General features: G+C 67.6%; 12 protein-coding genes. 6 read left to right on the top strand and 6 right to left on the bottom strand.

Features of this window, described 5'->3' with window-relative positions:
- Positions 1-67 precede the first annotated feature (67 nt).
- Entirely contained in the window at positions 68-2,278 is a 2,211-nt protein-coding gene (locus HLH27_RS14260) for a malate synthase G (RefSeq protein ID WP_182950708.1), read from the top strand.
- A 118-nt stretch (positions 2,279-2,396) separates the two neighbouring features.
- Here the strand turns inward: HLH27_RS14260 and HLH27_RS14255 are convergent, their stop codons facing one another.
- Positions 2,397-3,806: a L,D-transpeptidase scaffold domain-containing protein gene (locus HLH27_RS14255; RefSeq protein ID WP_182950707.1), complete on the bottom strand. Its 1,410-nt coding sequence runs from the start codon at positions 3,804-3,806 to the stop codon at positions 2,397-2,399.
- Positions 3,807-4,396: 590 nt separating this feature from the next.
- Here HLH27_RS14255 and HLH27_RS14250 point away from each other — a divergent pair.
- Positions 4,397-6,823, top strand: coding sequence for an ABC transporter permease (locus tag HLH27_RS14250; protein WP_182950706.1), 2,427 nt, complete (start codon positions 4,397-4,399; stop codon positions 6,821-6,823).
- 107 nt (positions 6,824-6,930) lie between these two features.
- The gene (locus HLH27_RS14245) at positions 6,931-7,596 is read left to right on the top strand and encodes a phosphoribosyltransferase (protein ID WP_182950705.1); all 666 of its coding nucleotides are present in this window, start codon (positions 6,931-6,933) and stop codon (positions 7,594-7,596) included.
- A gap of 25 nt (positions 7,597-7,621) precedes the next feature.
- On the opposite strand, the gene HLH27_RS14240 is transcribed toward HLH27_RS14245, so the two are convergent.
- Positions 7,622-8,725 carry a site-2 protease family protein gene (locus HLH27_RS14240; RefSeq protein ID WP_182950704.1) on the bottom strand — a complete coding sequence of 368 codons (1,104 nt, stop codon included), beginning with the start codon at positions 8,723-8,725 and terminating at the stop codon, positions 7,622-7,624.
- A gap of 202 nt (positions 8,726-8,927) precedes the next feature.
- Between HLH27_RS14240 and HLH27_RS14235 the strand changes: the two genes are divergently transcribed.
- Positions 8,928-9,365, top strand: coding sequence for a host attachment protein (locus HLH27_RS14235; protein ID WP_182950703.1), 438 nt, complete (start codon positions 8,928-8,930; stop codon positions 9,363-9,365).
- A 207-nt stretch (positions 9,366-9,572) separates the two neighbouring features.
- On the opposite strand, the gene fusA is transcribed toward HLH27_RS14235, so the two are convergent.
- From fusA to HLH27_RS14215, 4 genes are all read right to left on the bottom strand, one after another.
- The gene (gene fusA, locus HLH27_RS14230) at positions 9,573-11,660 is read right to left on the bottom strand and encodes an elongation factor G (protein WP_182950702.1); all 2,088 of its coding nucleotides are present in this window, start codon (positions 11,658-11,660) and stop codon (positions 9,573-9,575) included.
- A 202-nt stretch (positions 11,661-11,862) separates the two neighbouring features.
- Positions 11,863-12,165 carry a 50S ribosomal protein L28 gene (gene rpmB / locus HLH27_RS14225; RefSeq protein ID WP_182950701.1) on the bottom strand — a complete coding sequence of 101 codons (303 nt, stop codon included), beginning with the start codon at positions 12,163-12,165 and terminating at the stop codon, positions 11,863-11,865.
- Positions 12,166-12,316: 151 nt separating this feature from the next.
- On the bottom strand, positions 12,317-12,598 hold the full coding sequence (locus HLH27_RS14220; protein ID WP_182950700.1) for a hypothetical protein: 282 nt from the start codon (positions 12,596-12,598) through the stop codon (positions 12,317-12,319).
- An 87-nt stretch (positions 12,599-12,685) separates the two neighbouring features.
- On the bottom strand, positions 12,686-14,557 hold the full coding sequence (locus HLH27_RS14215; protein WP_182950699.1) for an ABCB family ABC transporter ATP-binding protein/permease: 1,872 nt from the start codon (positions 14,555-14,557) through the stop codon (positions 12,686-12,688).
- A gap of 128 nt (positions 14,558-14,685) precedes the next feature.
- On the opposite strand from HLH27_RS14215, the gene HLH27_RS14210 reads away from it, so the two are divergent.
- Positions 14,686-15,537 carry an NUDIX hydrolase gene (locus tag HLH27_RS14210; protein ID WP_182950698.1) on the top strand — a complete coding sequence of 284 codons (852 nt, stop codon included), beginning with the start codon at positions 14,686-14,688 and terminating at the stop codon, positions 15,535-15,537.
- Between the two features lie 23 nt (positions 15,538-15,560).
- A complete protein-coding gene (locus tag HLH27_RS14205; protein ID WP_338029918.1) occupies positions 15,561-15,977 on the top strand; it encodes a DUF3574 domain-containing protein in 417 nt (138 codons plus the stop codon).
- The last annotated feature ends 75 nt before the right edge of the window (positions 15,978-16,052 follow it).

The raw sequence follows: 16,052 nt of genomic DNA, 5'->3' as shown, positions 1-16,052 counted from the left end.
GGACAGTCCCGCCACCACCGACACTCCGGACCCGCCGGTCCGCACCATCCTATCAAGGGGAACCGCCATGTCCCGCCGCACGATTGGTCAGATTCAAGTCGATCACGCCCTCGATGCCTTCGTCACGAACGAGGTCCTGCCCGGGACCGGCATCGCCCCTGACCGGTTCTGGGCCGGCCTGTCCGACCTCGTCTCGCAGTTCGCGCCCAAGGTCCTGAACGCGCTGGCGCGGCGGCGGCTGCTTCAACAGGCCGTGGACCAGCTGCTGACCGCCCCGGGCTTCGACCCGGCCGATGTCGAGGGCCAGATCCGCGTGCTGCGCACAACCGGTTATCTCGAGGCACAGCCGTCCGATTTCGCGATCACGACCCGCGACGTCGATGCCGAGATCGCGCATGTCGCCGGCCCGCAGCTGGTGGTTCCCGTCACCAATGCCCGCTACGCGCTCAATGCCGCCAATGCGCGCTGGGGCAGCCTGTACGATGCGTTCTACGGCACGGATGCCGAGCCCTACGGCCCCTCGGGCGTGCCGGCGCGCGGCTATGACGAGCAGCGCGGCGCGCAGGTGATCCGCCGCGTGCGGCTGCTGCTGGACGAAATCACGCCCCTGTCGCAGGGCAGTCACGCCGACGCCACGCGCTATCACGTCGCCGACGGCCGGCTGTTCGCGACCCTCGACGGCGTCGCCCAGCCGGTGGAGCTGCGCCGTCCCGCCCAGTTCGCGGGCTTCCAGGGCACGGGCGACGCGCCGGAGGCGATCGTGCTGCGCAATCACGGCCTGCATATCGAGCTGCGCTTCGACCGCGCCTCGCCGATCGGCAGCCGCGACCTGGCGGGCATTGCGGACGTGATCGCGGAATCCGCGCTGACTACCATCATGGATTGCGAGGACAGCGTCTCGGCCGTCGATGTCGAGGACAAGATCCTGGTCTATCGCAACTGGCTGGGCCTGATGAAGGGCACCCTCACCGCCTCGTTCCCCAAGGGCGGGCGGATGGTGGAGCGGCAGCTGGCGCCCGATCGCCGCTACACCGCGCCCGACGGCACGTCGCTGGTGCTGCCGGGGCGCAGCCTGATGCTGGTGCGCAATGTCGGCCACCACATGTTCACCGATGCGGTGGTGGACAGCACCGGCCACGCCATCCCCGAAGGCGTGCTGGACGCCGCGATCACCGCCGCCATCGCGCTGCACGACCTGCGCGGCAATTCGCCGACCATCAACAGCCGCACCGGCTCGATCTATATCGTCAAGCCGAAGATGCACGGCGGCGAGGAAGTCGCGCTGTCCAACGCCCTGTTCGACCGTGTGGAGCAGATGCTCGACCTGCCGCCCAACACGATCAAGATGGGCATCATGGACGAGGAACGGCGCACCAGCGCCAACCTGGCCGCCTGCATCCATGCCGCGCGCGACCGCGTGGTGTTCATCAATACCGGCTTCCTCGACCGCACGGGCGACGAGATCCATTACTGCATGCAGGCCGGCCCGGTGGTCCGCAAGGGCGCGATGCGCGGCGAGCCGTGGATGGCCGCCTACGAACAGCGCAACGTCGCCATCGGCCTGGCCTGCGGCCTGAAGGAACGCGCGCAGATCGGCAAGGGCATGTGGGCGATGCCAGACCGCATGGCCGACATGATGGAACAGAAGATCGCCCACCCCCGCGCGGGTGCCAACACGGCATGGGTGCCCTCGCCCACGGCGGCGACACTGCATGCCCTGCACTATCATTTTGTCGATGTCCGCGCCGTGCAGGGCCGGCTGGAGACGGTGCCGCCCGCAGCCCTGCAATCGCTGCTGACGCTGCCGCTGGCCCGGCAGATCGACTGGTCGGCGGCCGAGCGCAGGGCAGAGCTGGACAACAATCTGCAAGGCATCCTGGGCTATGTCGTGCGCTGGGTGGATATGGGGATCGGCTGTTCCAAGGTGCCCGATCTCAACGATGTCGGCCTGATGGAGGACCGCGCCACGCTGCGCATCTCGTCGCAGCATGTCGCGAACTGGCTGCGTCACGGCGTGATCTCGGAAGAGGAAGTCCGGACCTCGATGACGCGCATGGCCGCGATCGTCGATGCGCAGAACAAGGGGGAGGAAGGCTACAGCCCGATGGCCGGCAATGAAGACGGCCCGGCCTTCCGCGCGGCGGCCGAACTGGTCTTCACCGGCGCCACCCAGCCCAACGGCTATACCGAGCCGACGCTGCACCGCTGGCGCCGCGTCGCCAAGGCCCGGGCGGCACAGGGTCAGGGCGCACCGGTGCTGGAACGCACGGGCGCCTGAACGGGCCCTGCCGCCCTGCCCCGTCCGGGTCTCTCACCGGACGGGGCAGGCCACTGGCCGGCCCGTGCCATGGTTATCGGTCCGTCCCGGAACTTCGTCCGGTATTATCGGGCCTTTTTCAAAAAATCCTGACCGCCGGCGGTCCCGGATTCTCCAGCGCAGCCAGAAGGGTCGCCGACGATACCGGGCGACGGTCCGTCCGCGCCACCGGCAGCCGCCCGGATGGCGGCCGCTTCAGATGTTGCCAGATATCAGCATCGCGATTGTAGAAATCCGGCTGGAACCGCAACACCCCGTCAGGATCCACAAACGCGGTCATATAGACCACGAATACGGGCACGGGCACCGGCAGCGCATTGCGCGTGGTCGTCCCCTGCGCGATCCCCTGATTGATCGCGTCGACCGGTTGCCGCATCAGCAGGGCGGCAAAGTCGCGGGGATTCTGCACCCGGATGCAGCCATGGCTGATGCGACGGTTCTCGCGCCTGAAGAGATATTGATCCGGCGTATCGTGCAGATAGACATCGAACCGGTTTGGCATGTCGAACATGATCAGCCCCAGCCCGGCATCGGGTCCCGGCCGCTGCTCTATCTCGCCACCCGGCATCATGACCATCCGGTTCCGCGCCAGATAACCGGGGTCACGGCGGATCTTCGGCAGGATTTCCCGCTGGGCGATATCGCCCGGAATAACCCATGGCGGATTATACAGGCTGGCCTCGATCATGGCGCGGAATTCCGGACTCTGGTTACGCTCCTCATCCTGGCCGACGACGACCCGCGTGGAGAATACCGGCCGGTCGGCCCGGTACAGCACCAGCCTTTCCTCGGCCACGTTGACCATGACACGATCGGGCGGCAGCGATCGCGGCAGCCAGCGCTGGCGTTCGAGGTTCACGGCGATCCTGCGTGCACATCCCGCCGCACCGCCCGCGGGAGACTGGCGGCAGGTGCGCAAGGCCTGGCGCAAAGCCCGATAGGTCGGCGTCGAGGGCGCCAGCGCATCGATGACCGCCGCCGGATCGGGGCTGTCGATGGCGGCATCGAGCCTGGCGGCCACATCGACCGGCTCGGGCGTCAGCGCCTCGTCGTCTTTCCGGCGCTCCACGGGCACGGCGCCGCGGGCCAGGGCATCGGCATAGGACAGGAACGCATCGGACAGTAACAATTCGCGGTCGAGCGGCGACAGATCTGTCCCCTGCCGCAGCAGGCCGGCATGGAACAATTCGGGGTCCAGACCGTTCTCTCCCGCACGCGACACGGCCTTCAGGAGGGCATTCGCCTCTGTCTGCCGCCCGGTCCATACGGGCTCGAAATCATGGCGCGCATAGAAACGCCGCAGCAGCGCGACATTCACGGGTTCGCCGGCGACCGTCAGGTGCGGCGCGCCGTCGATCAGATTGCCGAGTTCGGTATTGGCATGTTCCGGATTCGTGCCGCACGCCGCAAGCCCGCATGTCATGGCGAGGGCAAGCAGGCTGCGAGCGACGATGCTGCGGGTGGCAATCTGCGGCCGAACGACGGTCATTGACTTCTGCCGGCCCGGCCCGGCCGCCCACCATGATACCCGCACGAAACATGTCTCCAGGATCGTCGTAGATCACGCAAATAGTAGTTTGACTTTTTGTCAAGAGGTGTAGCTAATTACGCGTTATCTTCTGAAATTCCAATTGGGGAGCGCCTGATGTTCGCGGTTTCTGAAACATTGTCCCGTCGTAAGCGTCTGCGTGTGGTCGCGATGGTTGCCGCAGCGCTTCCTGTCATGCTCCTGGCGGCGTGTGCCGAGGACAAGCCCCCGCCGCCGCCGCCCGCGCCGGTCGAAGCTCCCCCGCCGCCCCCGCCGCCGCCGCCCGTCACGGTTCCGCCGGCACGCGGCTAAGGGCCTCCAGGGCTTCATTCCGAACGATATGGTTTGTCCGGGCGTCCGCCTCTCCACCGGGAGGCGGACGTTTCCGCTGGCCGGTCGAGGACATGCCGGGCCCCGCCTGCCCCTGTGTCCGTATCCGGACACAGGGGTAGCGACCCGTTTTCAAAAATCCCTTTCATTTCAAGCAACTGCACGACATCCCGTTTCATGTCAGACTGTCGGTCCGAACGGTCCGACAATGAAGAGACGGCATGATCCATTCTGTCCTGCGCAGCCTGGCGCGACATCCGCTCTATACGGCGATCAATCTCGCCGGCCTCTCGCTGGGCATCGCCGTCTTCCTGACGATGGCGCTGATCGTGCGCTACGAAACGGGATATGATGGCAGCCTGCCCGAGACCGGCAGCCTCTACCGGCTCGACCAGGTCTGGACGCTGCCCGGTCGCACGCCCGAGGAAATCCCGGGTGCCAGCTTTGTCGCAGCCCCTTTCCTGAGGCAGGATTTCCCGGCCGTCACCGACATGCTGCGGCTGATGACGCAGGACCAGCCGGTACATGTCGGGCCGCGTGTCGAGCAGGAAGAGACCAGCTTCACCGATCCCGGCTTCTTCTCGTTCTTCAGGCTGCGTGCCCTGGACGGCGACCCGCGCTCGGCGCTGTCCGAACCCGCCGACATTGCCATTCCCGCCAGCATTGCCCGCAAATATTTCGGAACCGTCCATGCGGTGGGCCGCACGATGCGCATCGCCCAGGATGCCAGGCCCTCCATCGTCACGCTCGTCTACGCCGACCTGCCGCTGAACGCGACCTACCATTTCGGAATTATCGAGCGTTTTCCGGCCGATGCCGCAAACTGGGAAGCCGTGACCCATTGGGGCTCGACCTGGGGGCAGGTCTTCGTGCGGATACCCGATGCGCGCGCCCTGCCCGCGGTCCGCGCGGGCCTGCGCCGCTACATGGCGCGCCATCCGGGCGCGGACACGCTGCAAACCATCCGCAACGATCTGGGCAATGGCGGGCTGACGCCGGTCCCGTTCCGTGCGATGCATTTCCGCGATGCCCGGATCGGCGCGGGCACGATCAGCCGCACCTTCGTCACCATCCTCGGCCTCGTCGGCCTCGCCGCCCTGGTCACGGCCGGCATCAACTATATCAATCTCGCAACCGCCTGCGCGTCGCTTCGCGCGCGCGAGATCGCGGTCCGCAAGGTTCTCGGTGCCACCCGGGCCGCCCTGGTGCGGCGCTTCGTCGCCGAGGCCATGGTCCTGACGGCCGTCGCCGCGTTCTGCGGGCTGGCCCTGTGCGAGATGGCAATCCATCTGATCGGCACGCTCGGCGGCTGGCAGCTCACCCTCGATCCGCTCTTCTGCGGGCTGCTGTGCCTTGCCACCGTGCTGGTGGTGGGGGCGGGTGCGGGTTTCTATCCGGCCATGGTCCTGTCGACCTACGCGCCGGCCCCGGTGCTGGCGGCCAGCCGCATGCCCGCCGGGGGCCGCATGGGCGCCCGGCTGCGCGCCGCCCTCGTCACCCTGCAATTCGGCTTCGCGATCGGGCTTGCCATCTGCACGCTGGTCATGACCGACCAGGCGCAGTTCGTGCGCATGATGGCGCGCGGCATCACGACCAGCGGCCTGATCGTCGTCACCTCGGCCACCGACGACAGCCTGGTCGATCGTCAGGGCGCCCTGCGCCGCGCCCTCGGCACGGTCCCCGGCGTCACGGGCGTGGAACGGTCCGACATTTACCCGCATTTCGTGACCGACGGCGATACGTTCAGCCTCGATACGACCCCGCAGAACCACGCATCGCTCAACTGGGGCTTCGCGACGCAAGGCTATGCCGATCTCTACGGGCTGAAACTCCTGGCCGGGCGGTGGTTCGATCCCCAGCGGGGGGAGGATTTCCGGGGCGCGCAGCGCCTCGTGCCCTCCATCCGCAGCGTCGTGCTCAGCCGCGCGGCGGTGGAACGGCTGGGCATCGGGGATCCGCAGGCGGCAATCGGCCGCCTGGTGCGCCAGGAAGATACGGCACCGACCCTGCGCGTGATCGGGGTGATCGACGACCCACGACTCAACGGCCCGCACGAGCGGGTCCGCCCCCTGCTGTTCTACGGGCTGCGCCCCGACGACCAGGCCCGGACGGCAGTCGCGATCCATGTGCGTTTCGCCGGTGCCTCCGCGCCCGACATGCTCGCACGCCTGCGCGCCGCATGGATCGCCACCGCGCCCGACGTCCCCTTCGCGGCCGAGACGGTCGCGAACATCCTGGCCGAGGACAGCCGGAGCGACCGGGAACATGGGCTCCTCTTCGGCATGGGCGCCGGCATCTCGGTCGGCATCGCCGCCCTCGGCCTCTATGGGCTGTCGCTCTTTACCGTTTCGCGCCGGCGTCACGAGATCGGAATCCGCAAGGTGCTGGGCGCGCGCGCCTGGAACGTGCTGGCCCTGCTGGTCGGGCAGTTCCTGCGCCCGGTCCTGCTGGCCAACCTGATCGCGTGGCCGGTCGCGTGGGTCCTGATGCGGAGCTGGCTGAACGGCTTCGACCAGCGCATCGCGCTGACCCCCTGGCCATTCGTCGAGGCGACACTCAGCGCGCTCCTGATCGGATATGCGACCGTCATTGCCCAGACCCTGCGGGCGGCCCGCCAGCCTCCGGCCACGGCATTGCGGGACGGATGATCGCGCGCGGCAACCGGCCTCCCCGCTTCGTGAAAAGCCCCCTCCCTGCACGATGACCCGGCCCGTCCCATGTCCCGCAGGCGCGCCGAGACTGACGGGAGAGCCACATGCCGCCCGATCGCTCCTTCTTCTTCAGGAACAGGCAGGATGCGGGGCGGGCACTGGGCGCGGCCCTTCTGCCGCTGGCCGCCTCCCATCCCCTGGTCCTGGCGCTGCCGCGCGGCGGCGTGCCGGTCGCCTTCGAGGTCGCGCGGGCGCTCGATGCGGACATGGACCTGCTGTTCGTGCGCAAGATCGGCAGCCCGGATCACGAGGAATATGGTCTCGGCGCGGTCGTGGACGGCGCCGATCCGCAGATCGTGCTCGATGAAGCCTATATCCGGGCGTCGGGGATCGGTGCGGACACCATCCAGCGCATCGTGGATCGGCAATGCGCGGAAATCGACCGGCAACGCCACCTGTATGCACCCGGTCGCCACCCCGTGCCGGTCACCGGTCGCGTCGTGATCGTGGTCGATGACGGTATCGCCACCGGGGGCACGATGCGGGCCGCCCTGCGGGCCCTGCGAAAAAATCACCCGGCCCGCCTGGTGCTGGCCGTCCCGGTCGCGCCTGCCCAAAGCATCGCGGCACTCGGCGCCGAATGCGACCGGATCGTCTGCCTGCTGCAACCGCGATCGTTCCTTGCCGTGGGCGCCTGTTATCAGGATTTCCCGCAGGTCGACGATGCCGAGGTCATGCGACTGGTCGCGCAGGCCCGCGCCCCGCACTGACCCTCCGGCGCGGCGGCCGCTCGCCTCAGGGAGGCAGCGGCAGAGGCGGTGCCGGCCGGTTCCGCAGGATATGCAGCGTCATGACCTCCCCGATATTCGTCCGGGAAACCAGGCCGATGAACCGCCCCCGCGCATCCGTCACGCCGATCGCCGGCACCTGATTATCCTCCAGCAGGCGCAGCGCCTCGTCCACCGTCCGATAAAGATGCAGGCAGGCAATGTCGGGCACCATGATGTCCGCGGCCATGCTGTCCGCCTTGCCGTCCTGCATCGCCTTCAGGATGGTCGCATGCGTCAGCAGGCCACGGAGCACGCCCTGCCCGTCCACGACCGGGAATTCCTGCTGCGGCGCATGGATCATCCTGAGGGCCGCCTCGTCCATCCGGCTGTCGGGTGACAGCGTTTCCAGATGTGTGGTCATGACATCGGATACGATCATGCCATGCGCCAATTGCCGGAACAGGGCGCCATGCGCTTCGGCCGCGGCGCCCATATAGACGAAGAGGGCAATGAACAGCAGCAGCGGATTGCCCATCAGCCCCAGGAACCCGAAGAGAAAGGCAATCCCCTGGCCGACCGCGGCGGCCAGTTGGGTCGCCCGCGCATAGCCCGCCCGATAGGTCAGCAAGGCCCGCAGCACCCGCCCGCCATCCATGGGAAAGGCCGGGATCAGGTTGAAGACGGCCAGGAACAGATTGATGCTGGACAATCTGGGTATCAGCCCGGTGCCGGGGTCCTGGAAATCGACGTCGGACAGATGAGGCACGGTATGCGTCACCCCGAACAGGATCGTGGCGATCACGAGATTCACCGCCGGCCCCGCCAGCGCGATCGCCAGTTCCTGCGTCGGCTGTTCGGGGATGTGCGTCATCCGGGCCACCCCGCCGATCGGCAGGAGCGTGATGTCCGGCGTGCGCACGCCATAGCGTCGCGCGACCAGCACATGGCCGAACTCATGCAGAACGATGCAGGCGAACACGGCAAGGATCAGGACAACGCCGTCGATCGCCGCCCGCGCGCCCGCCTGCATGAAGTAGGCCGCACCGATCCAGACCAGAAAGAGCAGGAAGGTGACATGGAGGCGAACGGTCGTACCGTAGAACCTGCCGATCGGGATGGACCAGGCCATACCATGCCCTCCCTGTGCCATGCTTGCTGCACGCTTAACACGGGCGCGCGGCACAAGTTCGCCCAGGCCGCACACAGGGCGCGTCGCGGGCGCGACGCATTCGCCCGCCCGTCATCACAGAGTCCGGAGGCCCATTGTCCTCCCTCCCGCCTGTCCGCATTTCTCGGGGGCCAGCGTCGGCTTTCGACAAGGATCGAGGAAAATGACCGCCAGGCACGGGATTCTGATCGTCGTCGCGGACGGGGAGCATGCCCGTTTCGTGCAACCGGCCGACAATCATGCCCTGCATACCATCGCGTCCTTCGATGCGCTCACCGCCCATCAGCGAACGTCGGACCTGGGCGACGACGCGCCGGGCGCCACCTACCATACCGGCTCGACCGCCCACCATGCCCTCAACCCGCGCCACGATCGTCATGGGCTGGAAATGGCGTCGTTCGCAAAATTCGTCGCCCGGCAGATCGACGCATGGGATCAGCCTTACGAAAGGCTTCTGCTGATCGCCCCGGCGCACAGCAGTTCCGGCATCGCCAGCCACCTCAAGGCCGGGACCAAGGCCAAGATCATCGGAATCATCGGGAAAGACCTCACAAGGACGCCGGACAACGCCCTGAAGGATCACATCGAATACAACATCTGAGACCGGATCGGGCCAGGCCTCCCCCCCGCGTCGGCTTGCCCGCGGCCGGCCCACCGAGGGGGAACCACGGCCGATCCGCGCCCATGACCGGGCCGGGTGCATCGGCCGGCCGAAGCCCCAAAACAACAAACCCCGCCACATGGGCGGGGTCTGCCGGTAATGCAGGCCGCCCCTTGCGGGGCGGCGGTCCTTGTCATCCGGTCGGGATCAGGCCGACTTGGCCACGATCTCTTCGGCCACGTTGCGCGGCACCGGGTCGTAGTGATGGAACTGCATCGTGAAGGACGCGCGGCCCTTCGTGATCGAACGCAGGTGCGAGATGTAGCCGAACATTTCCTTCAGCGGCACCAGCGCACGGACCATGACGGTCGAGCCCGAGCTCTCCTGGTTCTGGATCATGCCGCGACGACGGTTCAGGTCGCCCACCACGTCGCCGACATGGTCGTTCGGCGTCGTGACTTCCACGTCCATGATCGGCTCCAGGATCACCGGGCCGGCGCGCTTCATGCCTTCGCGGAAGCAGGCCTTGGCGGCGATTTCGAACGCCAGCGCCGAGGAGTCGACGTCATGGTACTTGCCGTCCAGCAGCGTGAACTTGAAGTCCACGGTCGGGAAGCCCGCCAGCACGCCCGTCGTGGACTGCATGCGGATGCCCTTTTCGACCGCCGGAATATATTCCTTCGGCACGGTGCCGCCGACGACCTTGTTCTCGAACTGGATCTCCTGGTTCCGCTCCAGCGGCGCGAACTCGATCTTCACTTCGGCGAACTGGCCCGAACCACCCGACTGCTTCTTGTGGGTGTAGGTCTCGACATGCGGCTGGGTGATCGTCTCGCGATAGGCCACCTGCGGCGCGCCGATATTCGCGTCCACGCCATATTCGCGGCGCAGGCGGTCGATGATGATGTCCAGATGCAGCTCGCCCATGCCCGACAGGATGGTCTGGCCGGTTTCCTGGTCGGTCTTCAGACGCAGCGAGGGGTCTTCGCCCGCCAGCTTCTGCAGCGCCAGGGTCATCTTCTCGACGCCGTCCTTGGTCTTCGGCTCGACCGAGATGTCGATGACCGGGACCGGGAAGCTCATGCGCTCCAGCACCACCGGATCGGCCGGATCGGCCAGCGTGTCGCCGGTCTGCGTGTCCTTCAGGCCCACGAAGGCGGCGATGTCGCCGGCGTGGACTTCCTTCACTTCCTGGCGCTTGTCGGCATGCATCTGGAAGATGCGGCCGATACGCTCCTTGTGGTCCTTCGTGGTGTTCAGGACGCTGTCGCCCGAACGCAGCACGCCACGATAGACGCGCACGAAGGTCAGCGTGCCGTATTTGTCGTTGATGATCTTGAACGCCAGGCCGGCGAACTTGCCGTTCGGATCGACCGGGATGATCGGCAGCGCGTTCTCGTCGACTTCCTCGCCCTCGGGCGGCGCGATGCGGATGCCCGCCACGTCGTCCGGCGCCGGCAGATAGTCGATCACGCCGTCCAGCAGCGGCTGCACGCCCTTGTTCTTGAAGGCCGTGCCGCACAGGACCGGACGGAACTCGCCCGAGATCGTGCCCTTCTTGATGCAGCGCTTCAGGGTCGCGACGTCGACCTCACCCTTCTCGAAATATTCTTCCATCGCCGCGTTGTCGACGGCCAGCGCCGTGTCCAGCAGCTCCTGGCGGGCCTCGGCGGCCTTTTCCTTCAGGTCGTCGGGGATCTCGGCGTAATGGAACTTCGCGCCCAGCTCGCCGCCTTCCCAGATGATGGCGCGCATCTCGACCAGGTCGACGACGCCGACGAAGTTTTCCTCGGCCCCGATCGGCAGCTGCAGCGGGATCGCGACGATGTCCAGCTTCTCCTTCAGCGTGTCGAACGCGCGGTAGAAGTCGGCGCCGGTGCGGTCCAGCTTGTTGATGAAGATGATGCGCGGCACGTTGTAGCGGTCGGCCAGGCGCCAGTTGGTCTCGGACTGCGGCTGCACGCCGGCCACGCCCTCGATGATGAACACCGCGCCGTCGAGCACGCGCAGCGAGCGATTCACCTCGATGTTGAAATCGATGTGGCCCGGGGTGTCGATGATGTTGATGCGATGCCCGTCCCATTCGCAGGTGACGGCGGCCGAGGTGATCGTGATGCCGCGCTCACGCTCCTGGTCCATGTAGTCGGTCGTGGTGTTGCCCTCGTGGACCTCACCGATCTTGTGCGACACGCCGGTGTAATACAGGATCCGTTCGGTGGTCGTCGTCTTGCCGGCATCGATATGCGCGGTGATTCCGATATTACGGATCAGTGAAAGATCGGACTTTTCAGACACGGGGGAACCTCCACAAAACAATTCAGGCGCGAACGGAACCTTTCCCCTCGCGCCTGTCGGAGCCGGAAGCCCCCCACCCCATCGCGGGGATCGAGGAAGATGCGGACCGGCTGAATAGACAGATGGCCCTGACATGCGTCAGGCACCTGAGACATGCAAGCCCGATCCGGCCGAAAAACCCGGCCGGACCGGCGCACCGTCTTCAGGCGGCCGCTACGGCCTTCTTTTCCTGCGCGCGCAGGATACGGCGCTTCAGCGCCTGGGCCTCGACCGGCAGCTTGCGGTCGGGCGTCGACAGCAGGAACGCGTCCAGGCCACCGTTATGCTCGACCGTGCGGATGCCGTTGGTGCTGACCCGCAGGCGCACCGGCATGCCCAGGATATCGGACAGCAGGGACGTCTCCTGCAGGTTCGGCAGGTAGCGGCGGCGGCTCTTGTTGTTGGCGTGGCTGACGTTATTTCCCGTCAGCACGCCCTTGCCCGTGATCTGGCAACGGCGAGACATGGTATCATCCTCGGATAACTGGGGCCGAGGCATAATGCCCGGCAACGATCGTCAAGATTAGGCGCGGCTTATGGCCAAGGTACCGCGCCCAGTCAAGCCGAAAGGCGCGATTCGGGGCGTTTTCGCCCGAATCCCCTTCCGGCCCTCTGCTTTATTCGGGGCGCGTGACCTTGTCGCGGTCGGGGTGCAGGTCGCCCGAGCGCACGCTGTGCAGGGCGTTTTCCAGCATCGCCAGCATCGTGCCCTGGTCCATGGTGCGGGCCAGCAGGCCCAGCGCACCGCCCAGCAGGGCCGACGAGATGGCGATCGGCGGTAGGTTCTCGCCCAGCATGTATTCGATGGCCTTGTCGACCACGGCGCCGCAATGGCTCAGTTCCTCGGGCACCGATCCGTCCTGGCCCAGCGCGGGTCCCTCGCCTTCCTTCTCCGCCATGTCATCCTCTCCCTTTGCTGCGCGTCTTCGAGACGGCGTCCTGTTCCTGCGTCCCCGGGGGACGCGGCGGGCGCAAGGTGCCTCCGTTCAGGCCGGAAGACCAGCCCCCACCGCCGCCTGGCCGGCATCCTCTCCACGCTCCTCGGCCTGGGCGGCCCACATGCCGGCATAGAGTCCGTCGCGGGCCAGCAGGCTGCGATGGGTGCCGCGCTCCTTGATCACCCCGTCGCCCATCACAAGGATTTCATCCGCATCGACCACGGTGGACAGCCGATGGGCGATGATCACGGTCGTCCGCTCGGCCGAGACGGTGCGCAGCGCGACCTGGATCTCCTGCTCGGTGTGGGTATCCAGCGCGCTGGTGGCCTCGTCGAGGATCAGGATGCGCGGATTCTTCAGGATGGTCCGGGCGATGGCCACGCGCTGCTTCTCGCCGCCCGACAGTTTCAGCCCCCGCTCGCCCACCCGGGTCGCATACCCGTCCGGCAGGCTGGCGATGAAATCGTGGATCTGGGCCAGCCGCGCCGCATGCTCGATCTCGTCCTGCGAGGCCCCCCGGCGGCCATAGGCGATATTGTAGCCGATCGTGTCGTTGAACAGCACCGTATCCTGCGGCACCACCCCGATCGCCGCCCGCAGCGCCGCCTGGCGGTAGTCGCGCGCATCGTGCCCGTCGATCACGACCCGGCCCGAATTCACGTCGTAGAAGCGGAACAGCAGCCGGCTGATGGTCGACTTGCCCGCCCCGGTGGGGCCGACGATGGCCACGCGCCCGCCGGCGGGCACGCTGAAACTGACATCGTGCAGGATCTCGCGGTCGGGCCGGTAGCCGAACCGCACATGCTCGAAGCGGATCGCCGCCGCCGGTGCCTCGTCCAGCCGCGCCGGCAGGTCGATGGCATCCGGCCGGTCGGTCACGTCGGGGGCCTCCTCCATCAGCCGGAACATCTGCTCCAGATCGACCAGCGAGGTGCGCAGCGACGAATAGATGCTGCCGAGGAAATTGAGCGGCAGGTAGAGCTGCATCAGATAGGTGTTGACCAGCACGAAACGCCCCACCGTCAGGCGCCCCTGCCCCACATCGTGCGCCGCCAGCAGCATCACCACCGTCAGCGTCACGGCGATGATCGCCGCCTGCCCGAAATTCAGCCCGTTGAGCGAAAGCTGGGTCCGCACCGCCGCGCGCTCGTAGCGGCGCTGGGTTTCCTCGTACCGGCGGCTCTCATGCTCCTCGTTGCCGAAATACTTGACCGTCTCGTAGTTCAGCAGGCTGTCCAGCGCCTTCCAGCTCGCCTCGCTGTTGATCTCGTTCATCTCGCGGCGGATGCCGATCCGCCACGAGGTAAAGGTGATCGTGAAGCCGACATAGGCGACCACCGCCAGCAGCATGATCGCGGCATAGCGCCAGTCGAACAGCCGCCAGATCACGGCGATCACCATCAGCGCCTCGATCAGCGTCGGCACGATGTTGAACACGCCCACCCGCAGGATGGTCTCGATCGCCTCGGTCCCGCGCGCGATCGCCCGCGTGACGCCGCCCGACTGGCGGTCGAGGTGAAAGCGCAGCGACAGCGCATGCATGTGGCGAAAACTGCGCACCGCCGCCACGCTGCTGATATGAAAGCGCACCGGGGCAAACAGCGCATCGCGCCACTCCCCCATCCCCGCCGACATCAGGCGCAGCGTCCCGTAACCGACGATCAGCGCCATCGGCACCGTCATTTCCCCCATGCCGCCCGGCGTGCCCGGCCCGCGATGCAGCGCATCGACCACCAGGCTGTAGACATAAGGCACGGCGATCGTCGCGACCTTGGCGGCGACCAGCAGCAGGCAGGCCCCCACCACCCGCGCGCGGGTGCCGAGATCGTGACGGGGCCAGAGATAGGGCAGCAGCGCGCGCAGGGTCGCGTGCACGGGGCGCTCGCGCGCGGCCCGGGGGGAGGATGAGGGCGGTGTCATGCCTCTGGATGTGGCATGCGGGGCCGCATTTGCAAACCGTCGCCCCCCTGTCCGGCCCGCGGCGCGGCAGGATTGTCACACCCTTCCCCACCCGGTATGCCATGCCCACGCACAAGGAGCAGACCGGCATGACATCGGACGCCGCCCCCTTCATCCGGCATCTCGATTCCTGCAACACGGCACGCCTGCCCGGCGACCGCACGCCCTTCCGCCTGGGCGGCGCCATGGCGGGCTGGATCGCGCCCGCCCTGCTGCCCGCGCTGGCGCGGCACGGCCTGCACCGGCAGGACGGCGCGCTGGTGCTGGACGACCCGTCCCGGCTGGAGGCCATCGGCGAGGCCCTGGCCGCCGAGGGCGCCTACCGTTCCCACCACGAACTGTTCGACGTCGCCCCCACCGCCGACGCGCCGCCCGTGGCGCGCATCGACCGGGGCGCCCTGCCGCTGTTCGGGCTGATCGCCCATGGCGTGCACATGAACGGCCTGGTCCGCCGCCCCGACGGGCTGCATCTGTGGGTCGGCCGCCGCGCCATGAACAAGCGCCTGGACCCCGGCAAGCTGGACCATCTGGTCGCCGGCGGCATCCCCGCCGGCCACACGCCCCGGCAGGCGCTGGAGAAGGAAGCGGCCGAGGAAGCCGGCATCGCCCCCGCCCTGGTCGCCCACGCCACGCCGTCGGCCGGCATCCGCTACGCCATGGACCGGCCCGAGGGGCTGCGCCGCGACGTGCTGCATTGCTACGACCTCGACCTGCCGCCCGATTTCGTGCCCGTCCCCACCGACGGCGAGGTCGAATCCTTCATCCTCATGCCCCTGCACGAGGCCTGGCGGATCGTGCGCGAGGGCGATGCCTTCAAGTTCAACGTCAACCTGGTGCTGATCGACCTGTTCCTGCGCCACGGGCTGATCGACCCCGACAGCCCCGGCGGCCGCCACCTGCGCGCGGGCCTGTCCGGCCTGGACAATCCGGCTTTCGCCTGATGCGCGCGGCGGCGGCATGCCTTGTGGCAACCACCTCCCTGCTGGCCGCCTGCGCGCCGGCCGCCCCTGACAGGCCGGCGGCCACGGACCTGGCCTGCGCGCGATTCGGCGCCCATCGCGGCATCGAGATCTCGCTGCTGTTCGGCCTGACCCGCCCCGACGGCCGCCCGGTCACCGACGCCGAATGGCAGGATTTCCTGGCCCGCACCGTCACCCCGCGCTTCCCCGACGGGCTGAGCGTGTTCCAGGCCGGCGGCCAGTGGCGCGACCGCGTCAGCGGGCAGGTCACGACCGAACCCTCCCGCATCGTCTGGATCGCCGCCGATCCCGACACCCCCGGCCTGGCGGCGCGGCTGGACGCCATCCGCGCCGCCTATCGCCACGATTTCCAGCAGCAATCGGTCGGCCTGGTCATTCGCGCGGGCTGCCAGACGTTCTGAGAAGCTGACGGGCTCCTGCCCTCCGTCGCGTCCCCCTCTGTCCCTTCCACAGGCGGTCTTGTATGGTCGCCGCTG

It is taken from the genome of Gluconacetobacter takamatsuzukensis (assembly GCF_014174275.1).
GTDB lineage: Bacteria > Pseudomonadota > Alphaproteobacteria > Acetobacterales > Acetobacteraceae > Gluconacetobacter > Gluconacetobacter takamatsuzukensis.
The sequence above is the reverse complement of the archived record's forward strand: the minus strand, read 5'-3'. Positions and strand labels throughout refer to the sequence as shown.